The sequence below is a fragment of the Lautropia mirabilis genome (assembly GCF_900637555.1).
In the GTDB taxonomy this organism is placed as follows: Bacteria; Pseudomonadota; Gammaproteobacteria; order Burkholderiales; family Burkholderiaceae_E; genus Lautropia; species Lautropia mirabilis.
This window is the reverse complement of the sequence record NZ_LR134378.1, coordinates 2,280,378-2,306,996: the sequence shown is the minus strand read 5'-3', so window position 1 is coordinate 2,306,996 and position 26,619 is coordinate 2,280,378. Positions and strand designations below refer to the sequence as shown.

Annotated in this window: 18 protein-coding genes and 3 tRNA genes; 5 read left to right on the top strand and 16 right to left on the bottom strand. The window is 66.8% G+C overall.

Features of this window, described 5'->3' with window-relative positions; all coding sequences use genetic code 11:
* Positions 1 to 102: 102 nt before the first annotated feature.
* On the top strand, positions 103 to 1,116 hold the full coding sequence (locus EL249_RS09405; protein ID WP_005672880.1) for a zinc-binding alcohol dehydrogenase family protein: 1,014 nt from the start codon (positions 103 to 105) through the stop codon (positions 1,114 to 1,116).
* Positions 1,117 to 1,220: 104 nt separating this feature from the next.
* Here the strand turns inward: EL249_RS09405 and efeO (EL249_RS09400) are convergent, their stop codons facing one another.
* The 13 genes from efeO (EL249_RS09400) to EL249_RS09340 form a co-directional block, all read right to left on the bottom strand.
* Complete coding sequence (efeO, locus tag EL249_RS09400; protein ID WP_040529725.1) at positions 1,221 to 2,051, bottom strand: iron uptake system protein EfeO; 831 nt, start codon at positions 2,049 to 2,051, stop codon at positions 1,221 to 1,223.
* A gap of 233 nt (positions 2,052 to 2,284) precedes the next feature.
* On the bottom strand, positions 2,285 to 3,754 hold the full coding sequence (efeB, locus tag EL249_RS09395; RefSeq protein ID WP_005672883.1) for an iron uptake transporter deferrochelatase/peroxidase subunit: 1,470 nt from the start codon (positions 3,752 to 3,754) through the stop codon (positions 2,285 to 2,287).
* A gap of 82 nt (positions 3,755 to 3,836) precedes the next feature.
* Positions 3,837 to 5,021 carry an iron uptake system protein EfeO gene (gene efeO, locus EL249_RS09390; RefSeq protein ID WP_040529726.1) on the bottom strand — a complete coding sequence of 395 codons (1,185 nt, stop codon included), beginning with the start codon at positions 5,019 to 5,021 and terminating at the stop codon, positions 3,837 to 3,839.
* 81 nt (positions 5,022 to 5,102) lie between these two features.
* Positions 5,103 to 5,942: an iron uptake transporter permease EfeU gene (gene efeU / locus EL249_RS09385; protein WP_005672886.1), complete on the bottom strand. Its 840-nt coding sequence runs from the start codon at positions 5,940 to 5,942 to the stop codon at positions 5,103 to 5,105.
* Between the two features lie 378 nt (positions 5,943 to 6,320).
* Positions 6,321 to 6,397: transfer RNA gene (locus tag EL249_RS09380), tRNA-Asp, on the bottom strand.
* A 178-nt stretch (positions 6,398 to 6,575) separates the two neighbouring features.
* Positions 6,576 to 6,651 (bottom strand) — tRNA-Val (locus EL249_RS09375).
* 169 nt (positions 6,652 to 6,820) lie between these two features.
* Complete coding sequence (gene lon / locus EL249_RS09370) at positions 6,821 to 9,235, bottom strand: endopeptidase La (RefSeq protein WP_005672887.1); 2,415 nt, start codon at positions 9,233 to 9,235, stop codon at positions 6,821 to 6,823.
* Between the two features lie 544 nt (positions 9,236 to 9,779).
* Positions 9,780 to 11,045: an ATP-dependent Clp protease ATP-binding subunit ClpX gene (clpX, locus tag EL249_RS09365; protein ID WP_005672890.1), complete on the bottom strand. Its 1,266-nt coding sequence runs from the start codon at positions 11,043 to 11,045 to the stop codon at positions 9,780 to 9,782.
* 19 nt (positions 11,046 to 11,064) lie between these two features.
* Positions 11,065 to 11,676, bottom strand: a complete 612-nt coding sequence (gene clpP / locus EL249_RS09360; protein ID WP_040530839.1) for an ATP-dependent Clp endopeptidase proteolytic subunit ClpP — start codon at positions 11,674 to 11,676, stop codon at positions 11,065 to 11,067.
* A 298-nt stretch (positions 11,677 to 11,974) separates the two neighbouring features.
* Entirely contained in the window at positions 11,975 to 13,285 is a 1,311-nt protein-coding gene (tig, locus tag EL249_RS09355; protein ID WP_005672892.1) for a trigger factor, read from the bottom strand.
* A gap of 45 nt (positions 13,286 to 13,330) precedes the next feature.
* A tRNA-Leu gene (locus tag EL249_RS09350) sits at positions 13,331 to 13,415 on the bottom strand.
* Between the two features lie 287 nt (positions 13,416 to 13,702).
* A complete protein-coding gene (locus tag EL249_RS09345; protein WP_005672893.1) occupies positions 13,703 to 16,903 on the bottom strand; it encodes an efflux RND transporter permease subunit in 3,201 nt (1,066 codons plus the stop codon).
* Positions 16,900 to 18,087: an efflux RND transporter periplasmic adaptor subunit gene (locus EL249_RS09340; protein WP_005672894.1), complete on the bottom strand. Its 1,188-nt coding sequence runs from the start codon at positions 18,085 to 18,087 to the stop codon at positions 16,900 to 16,902. The genes EL249_RS09345 and EL249_RS09340 overlap by 4 nt, the downstream gene beginning before the upstream one ends.
* A 111-nt stretch (positions 18,088 to 18,198) precedes the next feature.
* Between EL249_RS09340 and hpnC the strand changes: the two genes are divergently transcribed.
* Genes hpnC through hpnE form a run of 3 tightly spaced genes read left to right on the top strand, consistent with a single transcriptional unit; the run spans position 18,199 to position 21,523 of the window.
* The gene (hpnC, locus tag EL249_RS09335) at positions 18,199 to 19,113 is read left to right on the top strand and encodes a squalene synthase HpnC (RefSeq protein ID WP_005672895.1); all 915 of its coding nucleotides are present in this window, start codon (positions 18,199 to 18,201) and stop codon (positions 19,111 to 19,113) included.
* A gap of 32 nt (positions 19,114 to 19,145) precedes the next feature.
* Positions 19,146 to 20,021, top strand: a complete 876-nt coding sequence (gene hpnD, locus EL249_RS09330; RefSeq protein ID WP_005672896.1) for a presqualene diphosphate synthase HpnD — start codon at positions 19,146 to 19,148, stop codon at positions 20,019 to 20,021.
* Positions 20,022 to 20,065: 44 nt separating this feature from the next.
* Complete coding sequence (gene hpnE / locus EL249_RS09325; RefSeq protein WP_169311660.1) at positions 20,066 to 21,523, top strand: hydroxysqualene dehydroxylase HpnE; 1,458 nt, start codon at positions 20,066 to 20,068, stop codon at positions 21,521 to 21,523.
* A gap of 184 nt (positions 21,524 to 21,707) precedes the next feature.
* Here hpnE and radA read toward each other — a convergent pair whose 3' ends face one another.
* Together radA and alr are read right to left on the bottom strand one after the other, a co-directional pair.
* Positions 21,708 to 23,075, bottom strand: coding sequence for a DNA repair protein RadA (radA, locus tag EL249_RS09320; protein WP_040530857.1), 1,368 nt, complete (start codon positions 23,073 to 23,075; stop codon positions 21,708 to 21,710).
* Between the two features lie 2 nt (positions 23,076 to 23,077).
* Positions 23,078 to 24,196, bottom strand: coding sequence for an alanine racemase (gene alr, locus EL249_RS09315; protein ID WP_040530860.1), 1,119 nt, complete (start codon positions 24,194 to 24,196; stop codon positions 23,078 to 23,080).
* A 142-nt stretch (positions 24,197 to 24,338) separates the two neighbouring features.
* Between alr and lplT the strand changes: the two genes are divergently transcribed.
* Entirely contained in the window at positions 24,339 to 25,625 is a 1,287-nt protein-coding gene (gene lplT, locus EL249_RS09310) for a lysophospholipid transporter LplT (protein ID WP_005672900.1), read from the top strand.
* A gap of 42 nt (positions 25,626 to 25,667) precedes the next feature.
* On the opposite strand, the gene EL249_RS09305 is transcribed toward lplT, so the two are convergent.
* Positions 25,668 to 26,483, bottom strand: coding sequence for a uracil-DNA glycosylase (locus tag EL249_RS09305; protein ID WP_232002007.1), 816 nt, complete (start codon positions 26,481 to 26,483; stop codon positions 25,668 to 25,670).
* Positions 26,484 to 26,619: the final 136 nt, after the last annotated feature.

Genomic DNA, 26,619 nt, shown 5'->3' with positions numbered 1-26,619 from the left:
TATATTTTTCGACACTATGTGCGATTCATGTGCGTTCTTGCGGGATGCGATGGTACGGATCAGCATTGCTGACATGCCAATACCTTCTGCAAGGAGATAACCATGAAAGCCATAGGTTTCAACCAGCCCCTGCCCATTTCCGATGAACGCTCGCTGGTGGACATTGAGCTGCCCGATCCGGAGCCCGGGCCGAATGATCTGCTGGTGGCCGTCGAGGCCATTGCCGTCAATCCGGTCGATACGAAGGTACGCGCGTCGGCACGGCCGGCCGCGGGCAGCTGGCGCGTCCTGGGATGGGATGCCGTGGGGACGGTACGCGCCGTGGGGCGTGACGTGAGCGGTTTCAGGGTGGGTGATCGGGTGTTCCATGCCGGTGCCATCGACCGGCCTGGCTGCAATGCGCAGCTGCAGGTGGTGGATGCACGCATCGCCGCGCATGTGCCCGAAGGCCTGAGCAACGAGGATGCCGCCGCCCTTCCCCTCACGACGCTGACCGGCTGGGAGACGCTCTTTGATCGCCTTGACGTGCAACGCCCGGTCACGGGGGCTGCACCGGCGCTGCTGGTGATTGGCGGCGCGGGCGGTGTGGGGTCCATCACGATCCAGCTGGCTCGCGCGCTGACCGGACTGACGGTGATCGCCACGGCCTCGCGGCCCGAGTCGGTGGACTGGGTGAAGCGGATGGGAGCCCACCATGTCATCGACCACACCAGGCCGCTGGCACCGCAGGTATCGGCCCTGGGCATCGGCGCGCCGGCCTTCGTGTTCTGCACCAACGGTATTGACCGTTATCTGCCGGACATCGTGGAACTCATTGCCCCGCAGGGGCGAATCGCCATGATCGATGATCCCGAGACGCTGGATATCGTCCCGCTCAAGCGCAAGAGCCTGACGATCAGCTGGGAATTCATGTTCACGCGCTCGCTGCTGGGCACAGCGGATATCGCACGGCAGGGCGAGATCCTGCGTGAGCTGGGTGATCTGGTGAGCCAGGGCAAGGTGCGCAGCACCCGGACCGAGACGCTGGGGCGCATCAATGCGCAGAATCTGCGGCGGGCTCACGAACGGCTGGAAGGCGGCCGCACGCTGGGCAAGCTGGTGCTGGCGGGATGGTGAGGATGCCCTGACGTTTCTTCCTCACCCGAGGACTTCCCTGAAAGGAAGTCCCCCAACCCCCTGCCCGCCGGCCACGGCCGGACGGGCATGGGCTGTCGGGCGGATCAGTTCAGGCCGAACATGCCGCGCAGTTTGGACAGGTCCTCGGCCAGCGTGTTGACGCGGGCGGACAGGATCTTGCGGTCGCCTTCGGTGAGCTTGTCATAGGTGACGAAGCCGCCGTCCTTGGTGCGGTATTTCTTCAGGGTGTTGAAGACCGTCTCGAAGTTCTTCTCGGTCTTGTCCAGGAAGGCCTTGTCCTCGCGGGCGATCAGCGGCTTGAACAGCTCGACGATCTTGTAGGCGCCTTCGAAGTTGGCCTGGAAGTCCCACAGGTCGGTGTGGCTGTAGCGGTCTTCCTCACCGGAGATCTTGGTGGCGGCCACTTCTTCCATCAGCACGGCGGCACCGCCCACCACTTTCTCGGGCGGGAAGGTCAGGTCGGTCAGGCGCTTGTGCAGCTCCTCGACGTCAGCCTGCAGCTTCTCGGCGTATTTGACGACGCCCTTGGTGTCCTTCTGGTGCCACAGGGCATACTCGATGCGGTGGAAGCCGCCGAAGCCCGGGTCTTCCTCACGCTTCTCGTGGTCGTCGGCACGCGAGTCGATGGCGACGTCGATGTCGCTGAACAGCTCGGCGACCGGCTCGACGCGCTCATAGTGGGTGCGCACGGGGGCGAACAGCTTCTTGGCCTTTTCGATCTGGCCGGCCTTGACGGCAGCCACGAAGGCCTTGGTGTCCTTCACCAGGGCCGAGACGTTCTTGTCCACGAACAGCTTGTATTCGGCGATGGGGCCGACCAGCTCGCTGGGCTCCACGGCGGCCTGGGCGCTGATGGCGCCGAAGGCAGCGGCGTGGGCGACCAGCACGGAGATGATGCGACGGCGAAGGGTCATGTCGGTATGCTCCTCGGGGGTTGAAAGAGAGTGAAAAGAGAATAAGAAACAGAACGGATTCTGAAGGGTTGCCATTCTAGAGCCAGTTGCAATGACCCCACGAACGGCGGGGAAACCGAAGCCCTGATGTCGGGGCCATCGGCAGCCCGGCTGCCCTGCCCGCCTCCCGGGCGGAATCCGGGCGCCGGGTTGCAGAACATGATCCCGGCCAGGTTTCTGGCCGGGGTGTGGTCTCAGGCGCGCGTGCTGCTGCTGGCCTCCATCAGCGTGCGGCCCAGCCAGTCGTTCTCGTCACGGATGCCGGGCAGCGTGAAGAAGTAGCCGCCGCCGATGGGCTTGATGTATTCCTCCAGCGGTTCGCCGTCCAGGCGCTTCTGCACGGTGATGAAGCCCTTCTCCAGGTTCGCCTGGTAGCAGATGAACAGCAGTCCCATTTCCAGCTGGCCGGACTTGGTGACACCGTTGGAATAGTTGAACGGCCGGCGCAGGATCAGGTTCTCTTCGGTCTGCGGAGTGCGCGGGTTGGCCAGCCGGATGTGCGCATCCAGCGGCGTCTTCTGGCCTTTCGGGTCGGCGGTGTAGTCGGGCACCTGGAATTCGGTGCCGTCCGTGGCGTCCAGCGGCGCGCCGGTATCCTTCACGCGCCCGAAGATGGCTTCCTGCTCCTGCAGCGGGGTCCGGTCCCAGCGCTCGACGAAGTTGCGGATGATGCGCACGGCCTGGTAGCTGCCACCGACGGCCCAGGCGGGCTCGCCGGATTTCGGTCCCACCCAGACCACCCGGTCCATCAGCTGGGCATCGGCGGAATCCGGGTTGGCGGAACCGTCACGGAAGCCCAGGAAGTTGCGGGCGCTCTCGGCCGGCTGGCCGGGCTTGGCGGCGATGGGCGGCACGTTGCCTTCCTGCTTCCAGTGCAGGACCAGCAGGTCGGGCAGGTTCTTGATGATGTCGCGCAGCGCGTTGATGATCGTGTCCGGCGTGTTGGCGCAGAACTGGATCGACAGGTCACCATGGCAGAGCGACGGGTCCAGCGCGTCGTTGAAGAACTTCGTCATCTGCTGCAGGTACTTCGGCTTCACCTTGGCCAGCCCGAAGCGCTCGTCGAACATCGAGTTGCCCAGCGACACGGTGATGGTGAGCGCATCAGGCGGCAGCACGGGCCCCAGCAGGCCGGAGCTGACCGGCGGCAGCTTGGGATCGACCTGCACTTCCTTGCCGCCCTGGGTGAGGAAGGCAATGCGCTTGGTCAGCGTGCGAAAGAGCCGTTCCAGCTCCTCGCGGTCCTGGGCCAGCACGAAGAACGAGGCCAGCATGCCGGCGCTGGGGCGCGGAGTGACGACACCAGCCTGATGCTGGCCCAGGTACGGCACCCGCTCCTGGAAGTGGGTGCTGATGGGGGCATCGGTCACCTGACCGACCGAATCGTCGCCGGCGGCGCGCTGCGCCTTGCCGGCGGCTGCGGCGGCAGCCTGGGCCGTCATGCCGACCAGGCCCGCGGTGGCGGCGCCCAGCCCGCCCAGCACGTGGCGGCGGCGCATGGATTCGGGCTGGTGGGTGGCTGCCAGCCCGGCCGGACAGGTCATCATGGCCGGAGCCTGGTCATGGGCCGCGACGTGGCGGGCGGACGCTTCCGACTGGCCATGGATGCCGGCCGGACAGCCGCCCAGAGCGGCCAGACGGGATGGATCGAGCTTGTCTTGCATGGGAAGCCTCTTCTTTTGGAAATGCGATGCCTGCGGGGCTCCGGACGGGAGCCCCGGGCGCGTCAGATGGCCAGCAACGGGATCACTCCAGTCCCAGGGCGGCGTTGACCTGGCCCAGCGTGTCGGCCAGCTGGTTGACCGGGGCGGCCACGGCCTTGCGGCCGGCATCGTCCAGGGCACCGGCCTTGAAGCCGTTTCCGTCGCGGTACGGATCCAGTGCCTTGCCGAACTGGGCATAGCCGTCCTCGATGCCCTTCTTCAGGGCGGGAGCCGGCTTGGTCAGCAGCGGCGCCACCAGGATGGCCAGCTTGCGTGTGCCGTCGAGCGTGCCCTGCAGGTCGGAGGCTTCGGCGTGGCTCCAGGCTTCCTCGCCGCCGGTGGGCAGGTTGTCGGCCGTGCGACGCAGCAGTCGGGAGGCTGCGCTGGCCAGCCGCTCGGGCTTGATGTCCAGGGCGCTCAGCCGCTCCTTCAGCTTGCCCAGATCGGCCTGCAGGTCGTCGGCAATGGGGGCCAGCGCCTTCAGGTCGGGCGTGGGCTGGCCGAACAGCGTGTATTCCAGGCGATGGAAGCCGCGGAAGGCCGGATCGGCCTCACGCTTCTCGAAGTAGTCGGCCCGGCCGTTGATGCGCTGATCCAGGTCGGCAAACATCTCGGCCATGGGCTCGATGCGCTTGTAGAACTGGTGGGCCGGCGCGTAGAGCGCCTGCGCTTCCTTCAGGTTGCCGGCCTTGATGGCGGCCACCAGCTGTTCGGTGGCATCCTGCAGCTGGCTGGTCTGCGACACCATGTAGAAGCGGTACTCGGCCAGCGCTCCCAGGAAGTTCACGGCCGAGGGGCGTGCCGCTTCAGCCTCGGAGTCGGCCGAGGGCGTGACGTGCAGCTTGCCGCGCGGGTTGCTCAGCAGGCCGCAGGTGATGTCGTAGTCGCCGGGGCGCAGCTTGACCCGCATGGTCTGGGCGAAGCCCGGCGCGATGTTCTCGCGCTCCTCCACCACCATGATGCCGTCCAGGATCTCCCATTCCAGCGCCCGGTCGGAATTGTTGACGATGCGGAAGGTGGTACGGCCGGCCGGCACGGTGATCTCGTTGGGCTTGCAGACCTTGTCCTCGATGGTTACCGTGACGACATCGCCCTCTTCCTTCGGAGCTTGCTGCTGGGCCTTCTGCGAGGCATACCAGAAGGCGCCCAGGCCGGCGATGACGAGGATGGCCGAGCCGCCCAGGGCGGTGCGCATCAGTGCGGAGGATTTCTTTTGGGAATCAGGCATCGGAGTTCGACGAGGGGGTTTCTGTGAACCCGGAGCGGTCCGGTCTGCCCGGAACCTCCGGAGGATTTCGGATGGATGTTGTCAGCGAGGGGCCGCGCCGGCCGGGGCCGGTACTGCCGTCATGGGACGCAGGAAGAAGAACAGCGTGATGGCCAGGAAGGCGACGTAGACAAGGATCTCGCCCACCACGGGGGCGGACTGATAGCCCAGAAGGCCCGACAGCACGGTACCCAGCGGGCTGTCCATGGGCAGCGTGTGGTCCAGATCGAAGACCACCGTCTGCAGCTGGTTCCAGATGCCGGCTTCGTGGAACTTGCGCAGCACCCCGGCCAGCAGCCCGGCCGCCACCAGCAGGATGAACACGCCGGTAAAGCGGAAGAAGCGCCGAAGGTTGAGCCGCACGCCACCGGAATAGAGGCCATAGCCGATGATGACGGACACGGCGATGCCGGCCAGTGCCCCGACGGGCGCCTGCCAGCCCTGGCTCTGCTGGAAGATGGCGAGCAGGAAGAAGACCGATTCCAGGCCCTCGCGCGCCACGGCCAGGAAAACCATGCCGATGAGCGCCCAGCCGGCCGCATCGGTGCCATGGCCCAGCGCCCGCTCGACCGAGGCCTGCAGGTCGCCCTTGATGTTGCGCGCGGTCTTGCGCATCCAGAACACCATGGAGGTGAGCATGCCGACGGCGATGAGGCCCACCACGCCCTCGAAGAGCTCCTGTTCCTTCTGCGGGAACTCGGCCGCCATGAGCTGGAGCGCGGCGCCCGCAAACAGCGACAGCGCACTGGCCAGCAGCACGCCCACCCAGACGGCGGGCATCAGGCCGTCACGACCGCTCTGTTTCAGGTAACTGGCGACGATGCCGACGATGAGGGCGGCTTCGATGCCCTCGCGCAACATGATGAGAAAGGGAACAAGCATCTGGAAAGCGGGTTCTGATCGGAAGTGGAGTGATTCGCTACGGGGCAATGATAATCATTGTTTGTAATACGTGGTAATTCCCGCAACAGCCGCCGTGGGGTGGTTTGGCAGCGTTGGTCTCCAGATCGTTGATTCTTCGAGGGTTATGGTGCGCGCCTGTGCGCGGCAGGACCCTTGCAGGCGCAAGCCCTAGCACTGGTACTGGCACTGGCACTGGCACTGGCACTGGCACTGGCACTGCGTGTGCCGCAGGTGGGCCAACAGACGGCCTGGGAGGCCCTTCAGGAAGGCTGTCAGAAGCCTTGCGCTGACGATGGGCACAAAAAAACCACCTCAAGGGTGGTTTCGTTGTTTCAGCTTACTGAAGCTTTCAAGAGTTGGCGGAGCGGACGGGGCTCGAACCCGCGACCCCCGGCGTGACAGGCCGGTATTCTAACCAACTGAACTACCGCTCCTACTCTCAACAGCTTTCAATCAACCGCTGAAGTCATCATTATATCCTGCTTTTTTTGGTTGTCAACCGGTGGTTCAAAAAAAAGCTGCAGCTCGTTGAGTTGCCTGCTGTTTTCTGATCCACTGTCCAAGCAGACTTCACTTGAACGGCAGGAAAACTTCAGTCCAGTGCCTGACAGGTGGTGGGTGCTGAGAGTCTCGAACTCCCGACCTACGCCTTGTAAGGGCGCCGCTCTACCAACTGAGCTAAGCACCCAGTGTGCCGTGCACTGAAGCTGCGATGATAAACCGACTTTTGTGTGCTTTGCAAGTGGGGCGCAAAAAAAACGTCGCCAGCAGCTGAAGGCCGTGCTGGCGACGTTCATGGCGGAGGGGGCAACAGGGCAGCTGGAGTGCCGCCCTGCCCTGCTCAAGCCCTGTCCGGGTCAGTGCGCCACGATGCCGTCCTTGGGCTTGGCGGCGGCTGGCGGCGTGGCCGGAGCGGACGTGGGATCCTCGCCCTCTTCCGGCAGCGGCTGGGGACGATGCACCAGGGCCAGTTCCAGCACCTTGTCGATCCACTTCACCGGCACGATCTCGAGGCTGTTCTTCACGTTGTCGGGGATCTCGGCCAGATCCTTGACGTTTTCCTCGGGGATGAGGGCCAGCTTGATGCCCGCACGCTGGGCGGCCAGCAGCTTCTCCTTCAGGCCGCCGATGGCCAGCACCTCGCCGCGCAGCGTGATCTCGCCGGTCATGGCCACGTCGGCACGTACCGGAATGCCGGTCAGCACCGACACCAGTGCCGTGGTCATGGCGATGCCTGCGCTGGGCCCGTCCTTCGGCGTGGCGCCCTCGGGCACGTGGACGTGGATGTCCTGCTTCTCGTAGAAGTCCGGCTTGATGCCCAGCTGTGCCGCACGGCGGCGCACCACGGTCATCGCGGCCTTGATGGACTCCTGCATCACGTCGCCCAGCTTGCCGGTGGTGAGGTTCTTGCCCTTGCCCGGCACGGCGATGGCCTCGATGGTGAGCAGCTCGCCGCCCACTTCCGTCCAGGCCAGACCATTGACCTGCCCGACCTGGTTGTTCTTCTCGGCAATGCCGTAGGTGTAGCGGCGCACGCCCAGGAAGGTGTCGAGGTTCTCGGCCGTGACGGTGATGCCCTTGAGCGACTTGTCCAGCAGCAGCGCCTTGACGGCCTTGCGGCAGATCTTGGACAGCTCGCGCTCCAGCGAACGCACGCCGGCCTCCCGCGTGTAGAAGCGCAGGATGTCGCGCAGCACCGCTTCGCTGACCGTCAGTTCACCGGCTTTGAGGCCGTTGTTCCTGATCTGCTTGGGCAGCAGGTAGCGCTGGGCAATCGAGACCTTCTCGTCCTCGGTATAGCCGGACAGGCGGATGACTTCCATCCGGTCCAGCAGCGGTGCGGGAATGTTGAAGGAGTTGGCCGTGGCCACGAACATCACGTCCGACAGGTCGTAGTCGACCTCGACGTAGTGGTCGGCAAAAGTGTCGTTCTGCTCGGGGTCGAGCACCTCCAGCAGGGCCGAAGCCGGGTCGCCACGGAAGTCCTGGCCCATCTTGTCGACTTCGTCGAGCAGGAAGAGCGGATTGCGTACGCCGACCTTGGTGATGCTCTGCAGGATCTTGCCCGGCATCGAGCCGATGTAGGTGCGACGGTGGCCACGGATCTCGGCCTCGTCACGCACGCCGCCCAGGGCCATGCGCACGAACTTGCGGTTGGTGGCGCGCGCGATGGACTGACCCAGCGAGGTCTTGCCCACGCCCGGAGGTCCGACCAGGCACAGGATCGGGGCCTTCACCTTGTCGACGCGCTGCTGCACCGCGAGGTGTTCCAGGATGCGCTCCTTGACCTTCTCCAGCCCGTAGTGGTCCTCATCGAGCACCTTCTCGGCATGGGCCAGGTCATTGTTGAGCTTGCTCTTCTTCTTCCACGGCAGGGCCAGCAGCGTGTCGATGTAGTTGCGCACCACGGTGGCCTCGGCCGACATGGGCGACATCAGGCGCAGCTTGCGGAACTCGCCCTCGCACTTCTTGCGGGCCTCTTCGGGCATGCGGGCGGCCTTGATCTTCTTCTCGATGTCCTCGAAGTCGGCACCGTCCTCGCCCTCGCCCAGTTCCTTCTGGATGGCCTTGACCTGCTCGTTCAGGTAGTACTCGCGCTGGCTCTTTTCCATCTGGCGCTTGACGCGCCCGCGGATGCGCTTCTCGACCTGAAGGATGTCGAGTTCGTTCTCGATCTGCGCCAGCAGCTTCTCCAGGCGCTCGCCCACCGGCAGCGTCTCCAGCACTTCCTGCTTCTGCTCGATGCGGATGGGCAGGTGTGCGGCGATGGTGTCGGCCAGGCGACCCGCATCCTCGATGCCGGACAGCGAGGCCAGGATCTCGGAGGGCACCTTCTTGTTGAGCTTCACGTAGTGCTCGAACTGCGACAGGATGGTGCGCCGCAGGGCTTCGACCTCGGGCGAGACCGACTCCTCGTCATGGATGTCGTCCAGCTCGCACGAGAAGTACTCGCCCTCGGTGTCGACGTTGGCGATGCGTGCGCGGCTGACGCCCTCGATCAGCACCTTGACGGTACCGTCGGGCAGCTTCAGCAGCTGCAGGATGTTGGAGACGCAGCCAATGCCATAGATGTCGCTGGCGGTGGGGTCGTCCTTCGAGCCGTTCTTCTGGGCAACCAGCATGATGCTCTTGCCGGCTTCCATGGCCGCTTCCAGCGCCTTGATGGAACGCTGGCGGCCCACGAAGAGCGGGATCACCATGTGGGGGAAGACCACCACGTCGCGCAGGGGCAGCAGTGGCAGGGTCTGGTTGGGAATATGGCTATCGTTCATCGGTTTCCCGAAAAGTGTGCTGACCGCTGTACCCGGGACCGTCCTGGGCGACAGGGGTCAGCATACGAGGCATCTGGGGATGATTCCAAAAGATTACAAGAATACGCGGAGGTTGTTGCGAGTTTCCTTATGAAACCGTGTCCGGCCGGCCGCACAGCAGGGCGCGGGACGGGCGGCCGGCGCGATCCGTCGGAAGGTGGCGCGTTCTGCGGCCGCCACGCATCGACAGCACGCCGAAGGCCTGTCAGCCGTGTGAATGACGGCCGGCATGCCCGGAAAACGGGGGAATGAAAAAGCGGGTGGTGACGATGGGCAGGCACCGCCGAAGCGGGCTGGCGGCAAGGATGGTGGAAAGAACGGAGGCTGCAGAAACGGGACAGCCGGCCAAGTCTGCACGGAAGGTGTAAACGGGGCCGGCTGTTGTCGATGGTACAGGCCATCGGGTGGCGGATGCAAAGCGCCCCCGGATGGGCCAAGGGGCCCCCGCTACCCGGACTTCCGTCCTGATAGTTGCGAGGGGATGCCCTGGCCGGTCCGGCGATCGTCAGCTGTCGCCTCCCGAGACCTTGGAGGTCTCGCTGTAGATCAGGAGCGGCTTGCTGGTGCCTTCGATGACGTTCTCGTCGATGACGACCTTCTCGACGTTCTTCAGGCCGGGAAGCTCGTACATGATGTCGATCAGCGCATGCTCCAGGATGGAGCGCAGGCCGCGCGCACCGGCCTTGCGCTTGAGCGCCTGGCGGGCAATGGCCTTGAGCGCGGCCGGACGGATGTCCAGCTCGACACCTTCCATCGAGAAGAGCTTCTGGTACTGCTTGACCAGCGCGTTCTTCGGCTCGGTGAGGATGCGGACCAGCGTGGCCTCGTCCAGCTCGTCCAGCGTGGCCAGCACGGGCAGACGGCCCACCAGTTCGGGGATCAGGCCGAACTTGATCAGGTCGTCAGGCTCGATGTCCTGGAAGAGTTCCGACAGGCTGCGGTCGGATGCTCCCTTGACCTGGGCGCCGAAACCGATGCCGGAGCGCTCGGAACGGTCGCGGATCACCTTGTCCATGCCGTCGAAGGCGCCACCACAGATGAACAGGATGTTGGTGGTGTCGACCTGCACGAAGTCCTGGTTGGGGTGCTTGCGCCCGCCCTGCGGCGGGATCGAGGCCACGGTGCCCTCGATGAGCTTCAGCAGCGCCTGCTGCACGCCCTCGCCCGAGACGTCACGGGTGATGGACGGGTTGTCGGCCTTGCGCGAGATCTTGTCGATCTCGTCGATGTAGACGATGCCCGTCTGGGCCTTGTCGATCTCGTAGTTGCAGGCGGCCAGCAGCTTCTGGATGATGCTCTCGACGTCCTCGCCGACGTAGCCGGCCTCGGTGAGCGTGGTGGCGTCAGCCATCACGAAGGGCACGTTGAGCAGCCGCGCCAGCGTCTGGGCCAGCAGCGTCTTGCCCGAACCGGTGGGGCCGACCAGCAGGATGTTGCTCTTGGTCAGCTCCACGTCGTCCTTGTCGCCCTTGTGACGCAACCGCTTGTAGTGGTTGTAGACCGCCACGGCCAGCGTGCGCTTGGCCTTCTGCTGGCCAATCACGTACTGGTCGAGGATGGCCGCGATCTCGGACGGGATGGGCAGCTCGCTGGACGGCGTGCCGGGTGCCTCGCCCTGCACTTCGTCACGGATGATCTCGTTGCACAGGTCGATGCACTCGTCGCAGATGTAGACCGACGGACCCGCGATCAGCTTGCGGGTCTCGTGCTGGCTCTTGCCGCAGAACGAGCAGTAGAGGGGCTTGTCGGAGGATCCTGTGTTGTCGGGCATGCGCTGTATCTCCGGTCTCTTACTTGCTGCCGGCGTCGGCTTTGGCGGTGGCCTCGGTGCGCGAGGTCATCACCTTGTCGATGAGGCCGTATTCCAGGGCCTCGTCGGCGGACATGAAGTTGTCGCGCTCAGTGTCGCGCTCGATGCGCTCCAGCGGCTGGCCGGTGCGGTCAGCCAGGATCTGGTTCAGGCGCTTGCGCAGGTAGATGATCTCCTTGGCGTGGATCTCGATGTCCGAGGCCTGGCCCTGGGCGCCGCCCGAGGGTTGGTGGATCATGATGCGCGAGTTGGGCAGCGAATGACGCTTGCCCTTGGCACCGGCGGCCAGCAGGAAGGCACCCATGCTGGCGGCAAAGCCGATGCACAGCGTGGAGACGTCGGGCTTGACGAACTGCATGGTGTCAAAGATGCCCAGACCCGCCGAGACGGAGCCACCGGGGGAATTGATGTAGAAGTGGATGTCCTTGTCCGGGTTCTCGCTTTCCAGATACAGCATCTGGGCCACGGCCAGGTTGGCGGACTGATCCATCACCGGGCCCACCAGGAACACCACGCGCTCACGCAGCAGGCGCGAGTAGATGTCGTAGGCACGCTCGCCCCGACCGCTCTGCTCGATGACGATGGGCACCATGCCCAGGCCCTGGGGAGCCTGTGCGACGGCCTGCGGGGCGAAGGGATCGGTGGCCTGCGCCAGGTGCAGGTTGACCTGATCCTCGACCAAGCTGTTGAAGGTCATGAATGCTTCCTCGATGGTGGGGCGAAAATGCAAACCGGCCGGGATGTCACCGACCGGTCTTGCACAACCCATATGGGGATGTTGCGGAGGGCCGCAAGGTGGCGGGCTCCGAAGGAGCCCCGCCGCCCGTGGCATCCGGCGGGCCTGATGGGGGCGCCGCCGGACAGGCGCCGGTGGCGGCAGGAGGGCCTGATCAGGCCAGACCCTTCATCAGCTCGTCGAAGCTGACCTCGTGGTCGGTGACCTTGGCCTTGGACAGCAGCCAGTCGACGACGTTCTGCTCGACGACCAGGGCCTCGACCTCGGCCAGACGGTCACGGTCGCTGAAGTACCAGCGGATCACCTCGGCCGGGTTCTCGTAGGTGGAGGCGAATTCCTCGATCTGCTTGCGGATCTGCTCGGGCTTGGCCTGCAGGGCATTCTCGCGCACCACTTCGGAGACGATCAGGCCCAGACGCACGCGGCGGGTGGCCTGTTCGGTGAAGGCGTCGGTGGGCACCGGCGGGGCCTTGCGCAGATCCACGCCGCGGGCCTGCAGGTCCTCGCGCATGCGGGCAGCCAGCGACTCGGCTTCCTGGGCGACCAGGGCCTTGGGCAGCTCGATGTCGGCCAGGCCGACGATCTTGTCCATGACGGAGCTCTTGGTGCGCGACTGCACGCGCTGACGGACCTCGCGCTCCAGGTTGGTGCGCACGTCGGCACGGAACTTCTCGACGTCACCGTCTTCCTGGCCCATCTGGCGGGCGAAGTCGGCATCGACCTCGGGCAGCTCGGGCGCCTCGACCTTCTGGATCTTGACCTCGAACTGGGCGGTCTTGCCGGCCAGGTGCTCGGCGTTGTAGTCGTCGGGGAACTTCACGTCGAAGGTGACGGTCTCGCCAGCCTTCTTGCCCAGCACGCCGGCCTCGAAGTCAGGCAGCATGCGGCCTTCGCCCAGCACCATCGGGAAGCCCTCGGCGGAACCGCCGGGGAAGGCTTCACCGTCGAGCTTGCCCACGAAGTCGATGGTGGCACGGTCACCCTTCTCGCCGGCGCGATCGACGGCCTTCCAGCGGGTGCGCTGCTTGCGCAGCACGTCGATGGTGGCTTCCAGGGCCTTGTCGTCGACGCTGGCGTTGTAGCGGTCGACTTCCAGCGTGGCCGGGTCACCCAGCTTCACGTCGGGGTAGACCTCGAAGGTGGCGACGAATTCGGTGGCATTGGGGCCCTGGCTTTCGTCCTTGGGCGCGATCTCGGGCTGGCCGGCCACGCGCAGGTTCTCGGCCTGCACGGCGTCGCTGAAGGCGCGCGAGATGGCTTCGCCGAGGACTTCGGAATGCACCTGCGGACCGTAGCTCTGCTCGATCAGGCGCACCGGCACCTTGCCGGGGCGAAAGCCCGGCATGCGGGTGGTCTTGGCCATCGAACGCAAGCGCTCCTGGACCTTGGAGGAAATGTCGGCCGGGTTTACCGAAAGCGTCAGCCGGCGTTCCAGGGTGCCGGTTGTTTCAAGCTGGGAAGCCATCCGTCGTTGAGTTCCGTTGGGTTGGTTGTTCAAGAAAAGGCAGGCTGGTGCGGCTGAAAGGACTCGAACCTTCACACCTTGCGGCGCCAGAACCTAAATCTGGTGCGTCTACCAATTTCGCCACAGCCGCAGGACCGGAAAAAGGGCCGGTTGCAGGCGCTGCCGCGACGTACCGCTGGGCACCGTTGCCGGTGTCGGGTCAACCCGATGCGGCGCGGGACGTCGTTTCCCGGCAAGGCTCGGGCCGCAGGCAGCGCGTCAATCCCAATGATTCTAGCTGAAACAGAAAAGAGGATGCGGGCCGGACCGTGGTTGCAGTGCCGTGAGGGGGCTGCCCTCCCCCATTTGCACCGGGGGCTGCCTTCGGGCCGCGTTGCCGGCGTTGTATCCGGCAAACAGCGGCCCGGGCACAGGCCGTCAGGCAGCGGCGCGCTTCGGCGGACGGATGCGGTACCAGGCCACGTAGAGCGCCGGCACCATCAGGAGCGTGAGTGCCGTGGCCACCACCAGACCGCCCATGATCGAGACGGCCATGGGTCCCCACAGCACGTCGCGCGACAGCGGGATCATGGCCAGAATGGCCGCGGCAGCGGTAAGGGTGATTGGCCGGAAGCGGCGCACGGTGGCCTCGCGCACGGCCTCCCACGGCGTGTGCCCCTCGTCGATGTCCTGTCGGATCTGGTCCACCAGGATGACGGTGTTGCGCATGATGATGCCGGCCAGCGCGATGGTGCCCAGCATGGCGACGAAGCCGAAGGGGCGGCCCGAGACAAGCAGCGCCGCCACCACGCCGACGATGCCCAGCGGTGCGGTGAGCATCACCATCAGCACGAGCGAGAAGCGCCGCAACTGCAGCATCAGCAGCGTGAGGATCAGCCCCACCATCAGCGGCATGCCGCTCATGATGGAGGCCTGCGCGCTGACGTTCTCTTCCTCGGGGCCACCGGCATCGATGTGGTAGCCAGCCGGCAGTCCGGCCCGGATCGTCTTCAGCTGGCGCTGGATCTGGTGCATCACGTCCGGCCCCTGCACGCCGTCCACGACATCGGCGTTGACGGTCAGCGTGGGGATGCGGCTGCGGCGCCAGAGGATGGGTTCCTCCATCACCTGGCGCAGCGTGGCCACCTGCGACAGCGGGACAGTGCCCCCCAGCGGCGTGGTGATCGGAATGGAACCCAGCGCCGACAGGTCGTTGCGCTCGTTCTGAGGGGCCCGCATGATCACCGGGAGCAGCTGGTCACCCTCATGCAGCGTGCCGATGGTGGCGCCATCGATGACGCCGCCCAACGCCCGGCTGATCTGGCCGCTGGACAGGCCCACGGCACGCGCCCGGTCCTGGTCCACGTCGACCTGGATGCTGGGGCTGCGCTCGCCCCAGTTCAGGTGCGGTTCGACGGTGTAGGCGTTGGCGCGGACCACCTCCAGCACCTGGTTGGCGATGCGCTTGATCGTGCCGACATCGGGTCCCCCGATGCGGAACTGCACCGGGAAGGCCACGGGCGGGCCCAGCGGCGTGAGGTATGCGCGGGCGCGCACGCCGGGGAAGTTGCCGGCCAGCTCGGCCTGCAGACGCGGCATCAGGCGGTTGCGGGCCTCCACGTCCGGGGTCAGCACGACGAACTGCGCATAGTTGGTGCGGTAGAGCTGCTGGTCCAGCGACAGGAAGTAGCGCGGGCTGCCGTTGCCCACGTAGGCCACGAAGCTCTGCACGTCGTCGTCCCTGGCCAGCCAGCTCTCCAGCTGTTCGGACTGGGCCCGGGTGGCCGCCAGGCTGGCGCCCTCGGGCAGCCACAGGTCCACCAGGATCTCGGCGCGATCGGAGGGCGGGAAGAACTGCTTGGTGGTGAACTGCATGCCGGCCACCCCGGCCGCCAGGAGCAGCACCGTGATGCCCAGCGTGATCCAGCGGTGACGCATGGCGCCCTCGATGGTCGCGCGTAGCCGGCGGTAGAACGGGGTATCGAAAAGCGCGTGCTCCGCGCCGTGGCCCGTGCTGCCGCCTGCCCCGGCCCCGGCGGATGTGGTCAGGGCCTGCTTCGCGTGAGCATCCGGATTCGCCGCGGCAACCGGCGTGTCGCGACCGCGCAGCAGGTAGGTGCCGATGAAGGGTACGGCGCCGACGGCCATCACCCATGAGATGAGCAGGGCCAGCGTGACGACCGCGAAGATGGCGAAGGTGTATTCGCCCGTGGATGAGCGCGCGGTGGCGATGGGCAGAAAGCCCACGGCCGTGATCAGCGTGCCGGTCAGCATCGGGAAGGCGGTGCTGGTGTAGGCGTAGGTGGCGGCATGGAAGGTGTCCAGCCCCTCTTCCAGCTTGCGGGCCATCATCTCGATGGAGATCATCGCGTCGTCGACCAGCAGGCCCAGCGCGATGATGAGCGCGCCGGTGGAGACGCGGTGCAGGTCGATGCCGAAGACCTTCATGCCCAGGAAGGTGGCGGCCAGGACCAGCGGGATGGACAGCGCCACCACCATGCCGGCACGCAGCCCCAGACTGAGCAGGCTGACCGCCAGCACGATGATGACCGCTTCCAGCAGCGAGCGGGTGAAGACATCCACGGCCCCTTCCACCACCTTGGGCTGGTCGGAGACCTTGCCGAACTCGATGCCCACCGGCAGATCGGTGCGCAGCTCGCGCATGCGGGCATCCAGGTTGCGGCCCAGCTGCAGCACGTCGCCGTTGCCCACCATCGAGACGGCAATGCCGATGGCATCCCTGCCCTGATAGCGCATCACCATGGTGGGCGGATCCTGATAGCCGCGGGTGACGCTGGCGATGTCCCCCAGGCGGATGATGCGTCCCCCCACGGTCAGTCGCAGCGCCTGGACAGCCTTCACGTTGTCGAACTGGCCGCTCACGTTCAGCCGCACGCTGCGGGCGTCGGTGTGCAGGGTGCCGGCCGAGGCCACCAGGTTCTGGGCCTGCATCTCGCGGGCGATGGCCTCGGGCGTCAGGCCCAGCCGCGCCAGGCGTGTGGCCGACAGGGTGACGTGGATCTGTTCGGGCTGCACGCCCACCAGCTCCACCTTGGCGACATCGGGCACGTGCAGCAGCTGGTCGCGCACGTCCTCGGCGTAGCGGCGCAGCCGCGCCATGTCGATGCCGTCGCCGGTCATGGCGTAGATGGTGCCGAAGACGTCGCCGAATTCATCGTTGAAGAACGGCCCCTGGATGGCAGGCGGCAGCCGGTAGCGGATGTCGCCGATCTTCTTGCGCACCTGGTACCAGTAGTCCTTCACCTTGTCGGGCGGCGAGGAGTCCTTCAGCATCAGCACGACCAGCGACTCACCCGGTTTGGAGTAGCTGGTGGTGTACTTGAAGTAGGGAATCTCCTGCACCGTCTTCTCGATGCGATCGGTGACGAGTTCGTCCACCTGCTGGGCCGTGGCGCCCGGCCAGAGCGTGCGCACCACCATCGCCCGGAAGGTGTAGTCGGGGTCCTCACGCTGGCCCAGGCTGAAGAAGGCCAGCGCACCGCCGATACCGCAGATCAGCAGGAAAAAGAGCGTCACCTGCCGGTAGCGCAACGCAACGGCCGAGAGGTTGAAGCCCTCGCGCCGGGTGGCGCCGGAATGTGCGGTCTGTGGGGTTTCGGGAAGGTTCGGCATCGTCATGCCCCGCCGTTCTTGCGCTGCCCGTCCGGGCGTCCGTGGCCTTCGGAACCGCCCTGCCCGGTGCCCTGGCTGTCCTGACGCTTGCCGGGCAGTTGCACCTTCTGACCGTCGCGCAGCAGATTGGCACCGGCCACCACCACCTCGTCACCGGCCGACAGGCCCTGGCGGATCACCACCCGGTTGCCGCTGGCGGCGCCCAGCACGACGGGCCGGGCGCGTACGGTGGACGACGAGCGGTCGAGCACCCAGACCTGCGCGCCGTCGTCACGGCTGTAGAGCGCGCTCAACGGCACGCTCAGCACGTCGGCATCGGTGCGGGGCGCATGGACCACGGCACTCATGCCCAGGGCCACCTCATGGGTGTCTCCCTGCAGGGCCAGCCGGGCTGCGTAGGTGCGTGAGGCCGGATCGGCAGCAGGCGACAGTTCGCGCAGCATGGCCTCCCAGTGCTTGCCGGGCAGCCCCGGAAACTCGACCCGCCACGTGCCGGCAGAACGGGTGCGGGCCAGATCGGCCTCGGGAATGGCCACGGCCACTTCCACATCCCCCTGGGCCGCCACGCGCATGACAGGCTGACCCGCGGCCACGACCTGCCCGGCTTCCACCTGCACGGCCGTCACCACGCCATCGACCTTGCTCACCAGCTGGCGGTAGCCGAAGGCGTTGTCCGCCTGGTGTGCCTGGGCGTTGGCTGCCTTCAGCCGGGCCTTTGCCACGTCCACCGCGGCGCGAGCCCGATCCACATTGGCGCTGCTCACGAAATTCCGGGCGTGCAGCCGCTCGGCGCGCTCCAGGTCGGCCTGGGCCAGCTGCAGCTCGCTGCGGGCCGCCAGCTGATCGGCACGGCGGGCGTTGACCAGCGGCTTGAGGTCCACGGGATCGATGCGGGCCAGCACCTCACCGACCGTCACGGTATCGCCCGTGTCCACCTGTCGCTCGATGACGCGGCCTCCGGTCTGGAAGGCATAGCTGACCTCGGCGCGTGCCCGCACCTCACCGGCCAGGGACCAGCCATCCAGGAGCGGCGCGGGCCGTATCACCTCGGACAGTACCGGTCGGGGCGGCTCTTCATGGTGCGCGGGCTTCTGGCCACAACCGACCAGCAGGAAGGCTCCGAGGCAGGTCAGCGCCAGTGTCCGGAACGGGCTTCTGGCCAGGGAAGATGGGGGCAGACAGCAGATCATGATCGACACGACGAAAGAAGGAGTCTGTCAATGACCGACGAGTCATCAATTTGACCCATATTATCGCATCCATGCAGAAGACGGTCGGTTCGCTGGCTACAATCCGGTGCCATGAATCCAGCGCGCACCCCCTCGGATGCTGACGGACCGGCATCCGGCAGCCCTGCCCCCGCTCAGGCCTCCAGGCCCTGGCACGGGGTCGACCATGCCGAGAACTTCCCGGTGGGGTCGTGGCTCGTGCCCGCGCAGCTGCGCCCGGCGGTTCTGGCCATCTACCGGTTTGCCCGCCATGCCGACGACCTGGCCGACGAGGGCGATGTGCCGACGGCCGAGCGCGAGGTGGCGCTGCAGGCGCTGCACGCGGCGCTGGATGAAGCCGCCCGGGGCGCCCCCAGCGGTGTGCCGGTGGTGGATGGGCTGGTGGCCTCGGTGCAGCGCCACGGGCTGCACTGGCGTCATTTCCATGATCTGCTTGATGCCTTTCTTCAGGATCTGCGGGTGACGCGCTACGACACCGAGGCTCAGGTGCAGGATTACTGCCGCCGCTCGGCCAACCCGGTGGGACGGCTGTTGCTGCAGCTGTACGGGGTGGGATCGGACACGGCGCTGGCGCAGTCCGACGCCATCTGCAGCGCCCTGCAGCGCATCAATTTCCTGCAGGACATCGGCATCGATGCCGCCAAGGATCGGGTCTACCTGCCTGCCGCCACACTGGCTGCGGCGGGAAGCAGCGCCGAGATGCTGCTGGCCGAGGCCCGTGCAGGCCGTCTGGGCGCGGCAAGTCGCCAGGCCGTGCGCCTGGAATGGCAGAGTACTCAGGCCCAGCTGCTGGCCGGTGTGGCATTGCCGCAGCAGTTGCCCTGGCGCCTGGCGGCTGAACTGCGTTTCATCATCGCCGGCGGCCAGCGCATTCTGGACCGGATCGCCCATGCCGATTACGATTCCGTGGCCCGTCGCCCTGCCCTGGGCTGGCGCGATGGCCCCGCCTTGCTGCGCCTGGCGCTTTTCCCCCGCCGTCAGGCCTGACCCCGTTTTCCGTCCACGACGACACCGTTTTCATGACACCGGATGAATACTGCCAGGACAAGGCAGTGAAGAGTGGTTCCAGCTTCTACTACAGCTTTCTCTTCCTGCCGCCCGAGCGGCGGCGCGCCATCACTGCGCTCTATGCCTACTGTCGCGAGGTTGATGACGTGGCCGATTCGCAGGGCGATCGCAACGTGGCCCGGCGCAAGCTCGACTGGTGGGCCCAGGAAGTGGGAGCCCTCTTTGACGGGGCACCCACCCATCCCGTCACGCGCGCCCTGCAACCTTTCCTTGCGCCCTATGGCCTGCGTCGCCGCCAGCTGGTGGAGGTCATCGACGGCATGCGCATGGACCTGGACGGTGAACGCTACCTGGATTTCGAAGGGCTGAAGCTCTACTGTCGCCGGGCCGCCGGCGTGGTGGGCGAGATGTCGGCGGCCATCTTCGGCTACGAAGACCCGAAGACGCTGCAGTATGCCGACCGGCTGGGGCTGGCCTTCCAGCTCACCAACATCATCCGCGACGTGGGCGAGGACGCCCGGCTCGGGCGCGTCTACCTGCCGCAGCAGGATCTGATCCGTCATGGCCTGAGCCGCCAGCAGATCCTGTCGGCACGCGCCGAGGTGCAGGAATCGCCCGCCTTCCGGGCGCTGATGGCCGAACAGGTGGTGCGGGCCCGTCAGGCCTACCGCGAAGCCTTTGACCTGCTGCCGGATGTGGACCGCGCTCGACAGCGGCCCGGACTGATCATGGCGGCCATCTACGCCAGTCTGCTCGACGAGATCGCGCGCAGTGGCTATCCGGTCATGACGCAGCGCATTGCGCTCACGCCGCTGCGCAAGTTCTGGCTGGCCTGCCGCACACGCGCCACTGGCCGCCCGCCCCGCATCACGACCGATCCGGCCTGACGCCCATGCGTATCGACGGAACGCCGGAGGCTTCCCTCCGGAACGTGCCTGCCCTGCGGGATGACATGCCGCCCGTGGTCATCGTGGGGGCAGGCTGGGCCGGGCTGTCGGCCGCGCTGCACCTGCGGCGTGCCGGCGTGCCGGTGCAGGTGCTGGAAGCGGCGCCTCAGGCCGGTGGCCGGGCACGGAGCCAGACACTGCCCTGGCCCGACACCGACGGCATCGTGCTGGACAACGGGCAGCACCTGCTGCTGGGGGCCTACCGTGACACGCTGGCGCTGGTGGACTGGCTGGGCGGCCAGGGCATGCAGCGCCTGCCGATGCACTGGGAGAATGCGGCCGGCCTGCGGCTGAAGCGGCGGCGCCATGCCCCGGTCGTGTCCGGGGATGCTCCGGTGGGGCTGAATCCGGCGGAATCCCTGTCGCTGCTGACCGCCCTGCTGTCGGCCCGGGGCCTGACGGTGGCCCAGCGGCTGCACCTGCTGCGCACATTGGCGCTGGCACGGCTGAGTGGCTGGCACCCTCCCATGGGCGTGCGCACCGTGGCTGACTGGTACACACGGACCCATCAGCCCCCGGTGCTGGTACGGCAGCTGTGGGATCCGCTGGTGGTCAGCACCATGAACACGCCGCCGGAACTGGCTTCGGCCCAGGTCTTCCTGCGGGTGCTGCGCGACAGCCTGGGCCGTGCGCCGGCTGCCAGCGACTTCGTGCTGGCCGGTCAGGATCTGGGGGCGCTTTTCGTCGATCCGGCCCTGGCCTGGCTGCAAGCACAGGGGTGTCCCGTCCAGCTTCGCACACCGGTCCGCGAGATCCGTGTGGGCCGTCTGGGCAGCACGCCGGGTGCCGAAGGGGCATGGACTGCCTCGCCGGGCGGTGTTGGCTATATGTTGCGTACCGGCAGCGCCGGTCAGGACGAACGGACGCTTCAGGCGCGCCATGTCATTCTGGCCTGCCCGCCGCCCACCAGTGCGCGGCTGCTGGCCCACATTGCGCCGGCTTCCTTTCTGGCGCCGCTCAACGGCTTTGGCTGGCGTCCCATCACCACGGCCTATGTCGGCTGGCGGGCAAGCCATCCCGATCTGCCTGCGCGGCTGCCCGCCGTCTTCTCGCTGGTGGGCGACCAGGGCGAGCCGGGGCCGGCCCACTGGTTCTTCGACCGGGGCGAACAAGCGGGCTGGCGACTGGGGGCGATGGTGATCAGCGACAGCGAGGCGGCCCAGGCCGAGGGTGAGGCCGCCTTCCAGGTAGCCCTGCAGTCTCAGCTCTCTGAACTGATGCGGTTGCCGCCGGCCGAACACATGGTGCTGATCCACGAAAAGCGCGCCACCTTCGCCTGCACCGACGACCGCCCGACGGTACCGCCGGGCTACCTGCTGCCGCAGCTGCCCGGTGTGGTGCTGGCCGGTGACTACAGCTACGGTGGCTATCCCGCCACGCTGGAAGGCGCGGTACGCAGCGGCCGGATGGCGGCCGAGATCCTGCTGGACGACCTGGGCTGAAGCGCCCTGCCCGCAGGATCCTGGCTGGCTGCACCGCAGGTGTATGGCGAGACCCCCTGAAGCCCACTGCCCCGCAGGATCCGTCCCTCAAGGATTAGCGCGGTCACAGCCAGAAACATCGAAGTTGTTTGCCAGCAGGGGTCCGCTGCACATGCCGGCTTGAGGGGGCGGCTTGAAGGGAGGCTCAGTCCCAGGCGTGGGCAATGGCCTGGTCGATGCGCTCCACGGCGATGACCTCCAGCCCGGCCAGCGGCTTGCGCGGCGCATTGGCCTTGGGGCAGATCACCCGCGAGAAGCCCAGTTTCAGCGCCTCGCGCAGCCGTTCCTGGCCGCGCGGCGACGGGCGCATTTCACCGGCCAGGCCCAGCTCGCCGAACACGGCTAGCCCCTGCGGTAGCGGCCGGTTCTTCAGCGACGACAGTACGGCCAGCACGACGGCCAGGTCAGCCGCCGGCTCGGTGATGCGCACGCCGCCCACCGCGTTCAGGAACACGTCCTGATCGTGGTACTGGATGCCGGCATGGCGGTTGAGCACGGCCAGCAGCAGCGACAGCCGCATCGGATCCAGGCCCACGCACAGCCGGCGCGGTGCGCCGCCGGCGGACTGGTCCACCAGCGCCTGGATCTCCACCAGCAGAGGCCGCGTACCTTCCTGGGTGATCAGCACGCAGGAACCCGACACTGGGTCGGCATGCTGCGACAGAAAGAGCGCCGACGGGTTGGTGACGGCCTTCAGCCCCCGGTCGGTCATGCCGAACACGCCCAGCTCGTTCACGGCCCCGAAGCGGTTCTTGATGGCGCGGATCAGCCGGTAGGTGGAGTGGCTGTCGCCCTCGAAGTACAGCACCGTGTCGACCATGTGCTCCAGGATGCGTGGCCCGGCCAGCGCCCCTTCCTTGGTCACGTGGCCGATCATCACCACCGCCACACCCTGCTGCTTGGCCAGCCGGGTGAGCTGCGCGGCGCAGTCGCGCACCTGCGACACGCTGCCGGGGGCCGACTGCAGGTCGTCGCTCATCATCGTCTGGATGGAGTCGATGACCACCACGGCCGGCTTGACCTGCTCGATGGCCTGCGTGATGTGGGCCAGCGACACCTCGGCCAGCATCGGCAGCGTCGAGCCGTCAATGCCCAGGCGTGCGCCGCGCAAGGCCACCTGTGCCAGTGACTCTTCGCCGCTCACGTACAGGACCCGCTGGTTCTGCGACATCAGTGCCAGCGCCTGCAGCAGCAGCGTGGACTTGCCGATGCCCGGGTCGCCTCCGATCAGCACGACCGAACCGGGCACCATGCCGCCGCCCAGCACGCGGTCGAACTCGGCCAGCCCGGTCGGCAGCCGCGGCACCGTGTCCACCGGCACCTCTGATAGCAGCGCAATCGAGGAGGTCTCGGCCAGCATGCCCGTTGTCGGGCGTCGGCCACTGGCATCCTTTTTCGGCAGCCGGAATTCTTCCAGCGTGTTCCAGGCCTGGCAGGCCGGGCACTGTCCCAGCCACTTGGCCGTGGTGTTGCCGCATTCACGGCAGACGAACTGGGTCTTGGCCGTTGCCATGTTCAGACCACCCGACGGCGCACACGGGGTGCCACCGCACACATCAGCTCATAGCCCAGCGTGCCGGCGGACTCGGCCACCTCGTCGATCGAGACCGCATCGCCCCACAGCTCCACCGGGGTGCCGGGCCCCGCGTCGGGGATCGGCGTCAGGTCCACGGCCAGCATGTCCATCGATACCCGGCCCAGCGTGCGGGTGCGCACGCCATCCACCACGACCGGGGTGCCCGTGGGGGCCACCCGTGGGTAGCCGTCCGCATAACCGCAGTTCACGATACCGACCCGCACCGGCTGCTCGGCCACGAAGATGCCGCCGTAACCGGTGGCCTCGCCCGGGGTCAGCTGTTGAACACCCAACACGTTGCCGGTCAGCTGCATGGCGGGGCGCAGCCCCAGCGACGCCGCGCTCTGTCCGGCAAAGGGGCTGGCACCGTACAGGGCAATGCCCGGACGCGCCCAGGCCCTATAGGCCTGGGGCAGCGTGAAGAGCGCGGCCGAATTGGCCACGCAGTGTTCCAGCGTCTGCCCGGCCGGCAGCCGGGCCTGCACGGCACGTGCCACGGCATCGAAGGTGGCCAGCGGCTGGAGGGCTCCGCCCGGGGTGTCAGCGTTGGCAAAGTGCGTCATCATGCCGCGAAGCCGCACGCCCGGCGTGGCCAGCACCTGGGTCAGGTAGGCGTCCACGTCATCGGGCTTGAGCCCCAGCCGGTTCAGGCCCGTGTTCAGCTTCAGGTACACATCCACCGGCGGCCCGTCGTGGGCAGCCAGCCACTGCAGGTGGCGCGGCTGGTGGATGGCCAGCGTCAGCCCCTGGGCGGCCGCCTGCGCCACATCCGTGGCATCGAAGGCACCTTCCAGCATCAGAATCGGTTTTGTCCAGCCGTGCCGGCGCAGCCAGTCGGCCGCCTCGAATTCCAGCAGGGCCATGCCGTCGGCCTCGGCAAAGCCGGTCAGTGCGTTGGCCAGGCCATGGCCGTAGGCGTCGGCCTTCACCACCGCCCACAGGCGCGTGTCGGCCTGGACATGGCCATCCGGGCGGTTCTCTTGGACCTGGCGGCGTATCAGCGCCAGGTTGTGCGCCATCGCCGAGGGCGAGACGCTTGCAGTCAATGTTCTAGGCATGGCGGTGATGATAGAGCGTGTTACGAAGCGCTGCCCGGCCATGGCGATGTTGCGGGTATCATCGCCACCACATGTGCAGTGACCGTGGCAGGAACTACGGCACACTGTGCCCATACAAACTGACTGGAATGGAAACGTCCGGATGAAACCCGGTTTCTACACCATCATGGCAGCGCAGTTCCTGTCGTCGCTGGCCGACAACGCGCTGCTGATCGCTGCCATCGCCCTGTTGCGCGAGGCACAGTCGGCCGACTGGCTGATCCCCTTCCTGAAGCTGGTCTTCGTCGTCTCCTACGTCATGCTGGCCCCCTTCGTCGGCGCCTTTGCCGACTCCATTCCCAAGGGCCGCGTGATGTTCCTGACCAACGCCATCAAGCTGGTGGGCTGCATCCTGCTGCTGGGCATGCTGCCGCCGCTGATGGCCTACGCGCTGGTGGGCTTCGGTGCTGCGGCCTATTCGCCGGCCAAGTACGGCATCCTGACCGAGCTGCTGCCGCCCGACAAGCTGGTGGCTGCCAATGGCTGGATCGAGGGAACCACCGTCGCGTCGATCATCCTGGGGACCGTGCTGGGCGGCGTGCTGATCTCGCCCCACGTGGCGCCCTGGCTGCTGTCGTTCGACCTGCCCCTCATCGATACCCACATCGACACCCCGGCCGAGGCTGCCGTGGTGGTCACCATCGGCATCTATGCGCTGGCTGCAATCTTCAACCTGCGCATCCCCGATACCGGTGCCCGCTACCCGGGCCGCACCTCCAACCCGTTCACGCTGCTGCGCATCTTCTGGCACTGCAACCTCACCCTCTGGCGTGACCCGCTGGGCCAGATCGCGCTGGCCGTCACCACGCTCTTCTGGGGGGCTGGTGCCTCGCTGCAGTTCCTGGTGCTGAAATGGGCCGAGCATCAGCTCGACATGCGCCTGGACCAGGCCACCCGCCTGCAGGGCGTCGTGGCACTGGGCGTGGCGCTGGGCGCCGTGCTGGCGGCCAGCTGGGTGCCGCTGCGCCGCTCGCTGCGCGTGCTGCCGCTGGGCGTGGCCATGGGCTTTGCCATCATGCTCATGACCATCGTCCACAACGAGGCCATGGCCATGCTCGTGCTGCTGGTCATCGGCATCCTGTCGGGCTTCTTCGTGGTGCCCATGAACGCGCTGCTGCAGCACCGTGGCTACGTGGTGATGAGCGCCGGCAACTCCATCGCGGTGCAGAACTTCAACGAGAACCTCAACATCCTGGTGATGCTGTCGTTCTACGCACTGATGCTGTGGCTGGACCTGCCCATCAACACCGTGGCCGTGCTCTTCGGTCTGGCGGTGGCCAGCGTCATGCTGCTGGTGATTCTCTGGCACCGGCGCAACCAGCGCCGCTTCGACAGCGAAGTGCATATCGGCGAGGATCCTCGCCATGGCAACATTCCAACACCGCATTGAGGATGCGCCTCGCGGGCCGGAGGCCCTGCCTCCGGCGGCCGATCAGCTGGCCGTGCGCGCGGTGTCCTGTGCCTCCATCGCCGACAGCGCAAGGCACAGGTCTTCCCAGCCTTTCAGCTTGTCGCGCTGGTTGCGCAGCAGATAGGCCGGGTGATAGGTGACCACCACCGGTACCTGCCGGCCGTCCAGCGTGATGTGGTGCAGCTTGTTGCGCAGTCGGCCGATCTGCAGCTCGGAATGCAGCACGCTCTGTGCCGCGAAGCGTCCCAGCAGCAGGATGCAGTCCGGCTGAACCAGCCGGATCTGCTCGTACAGGTAGCCTTCGCAGGCCGCCACCTCGTCCGGTTCGGGGTTCCGGTTGTTGGGCGGGCGACACTTCAGCACGTTGGCGATGAACACGTCTGCAGAAGGATCGATGCCGGCCGCATCCAGCATCGCGTCCAGCAGCTTGCCGGCCTGGCCCACGAAGGCCTCGCCCTGCTTGTCCTCCTCGGCCCCCGGGCCCTCGCCGATCAGCATCCAGCGGGCCTGCTGCGGGCGTCCACGCCCGAACACCGTGTTCGTGCGCGTCTCGGCCAGGCGGCAGCGACGGCATCCGTCCACATCCTCGCGCAGCCGGATCCAGCGCTGTGCCGGAGGCAGGTCCGGATGAGACAACGGTGCGGATTCAGGCTCGGGCTCGGCGGGCAGCATCGGCTCGGGCAGCCAGTCCGCGTCTTCCATCCAGGGTTCGCCGCCCCAACTCTCCAGCGGCACGTCGTCTGCCCAGGCCGGGTGCCCGGGCTCGGGGCCTGCATCGGCAACGACGTCATCAGACGGGCGGGCGTTGGGAGCAACGTCGGCAGCTCCCGTGGACAAGCCCTCCGATCTCTCTCCGATGTCAACAGCGGCGACAGGGATATTCGCACCGGAAGAATTTTTGACACCAGAAGAAATTTCGACCTGTGGGGCGGAATACGTTGCGGGAGACTCTCCCGCCATGGCCGCGGTGTCC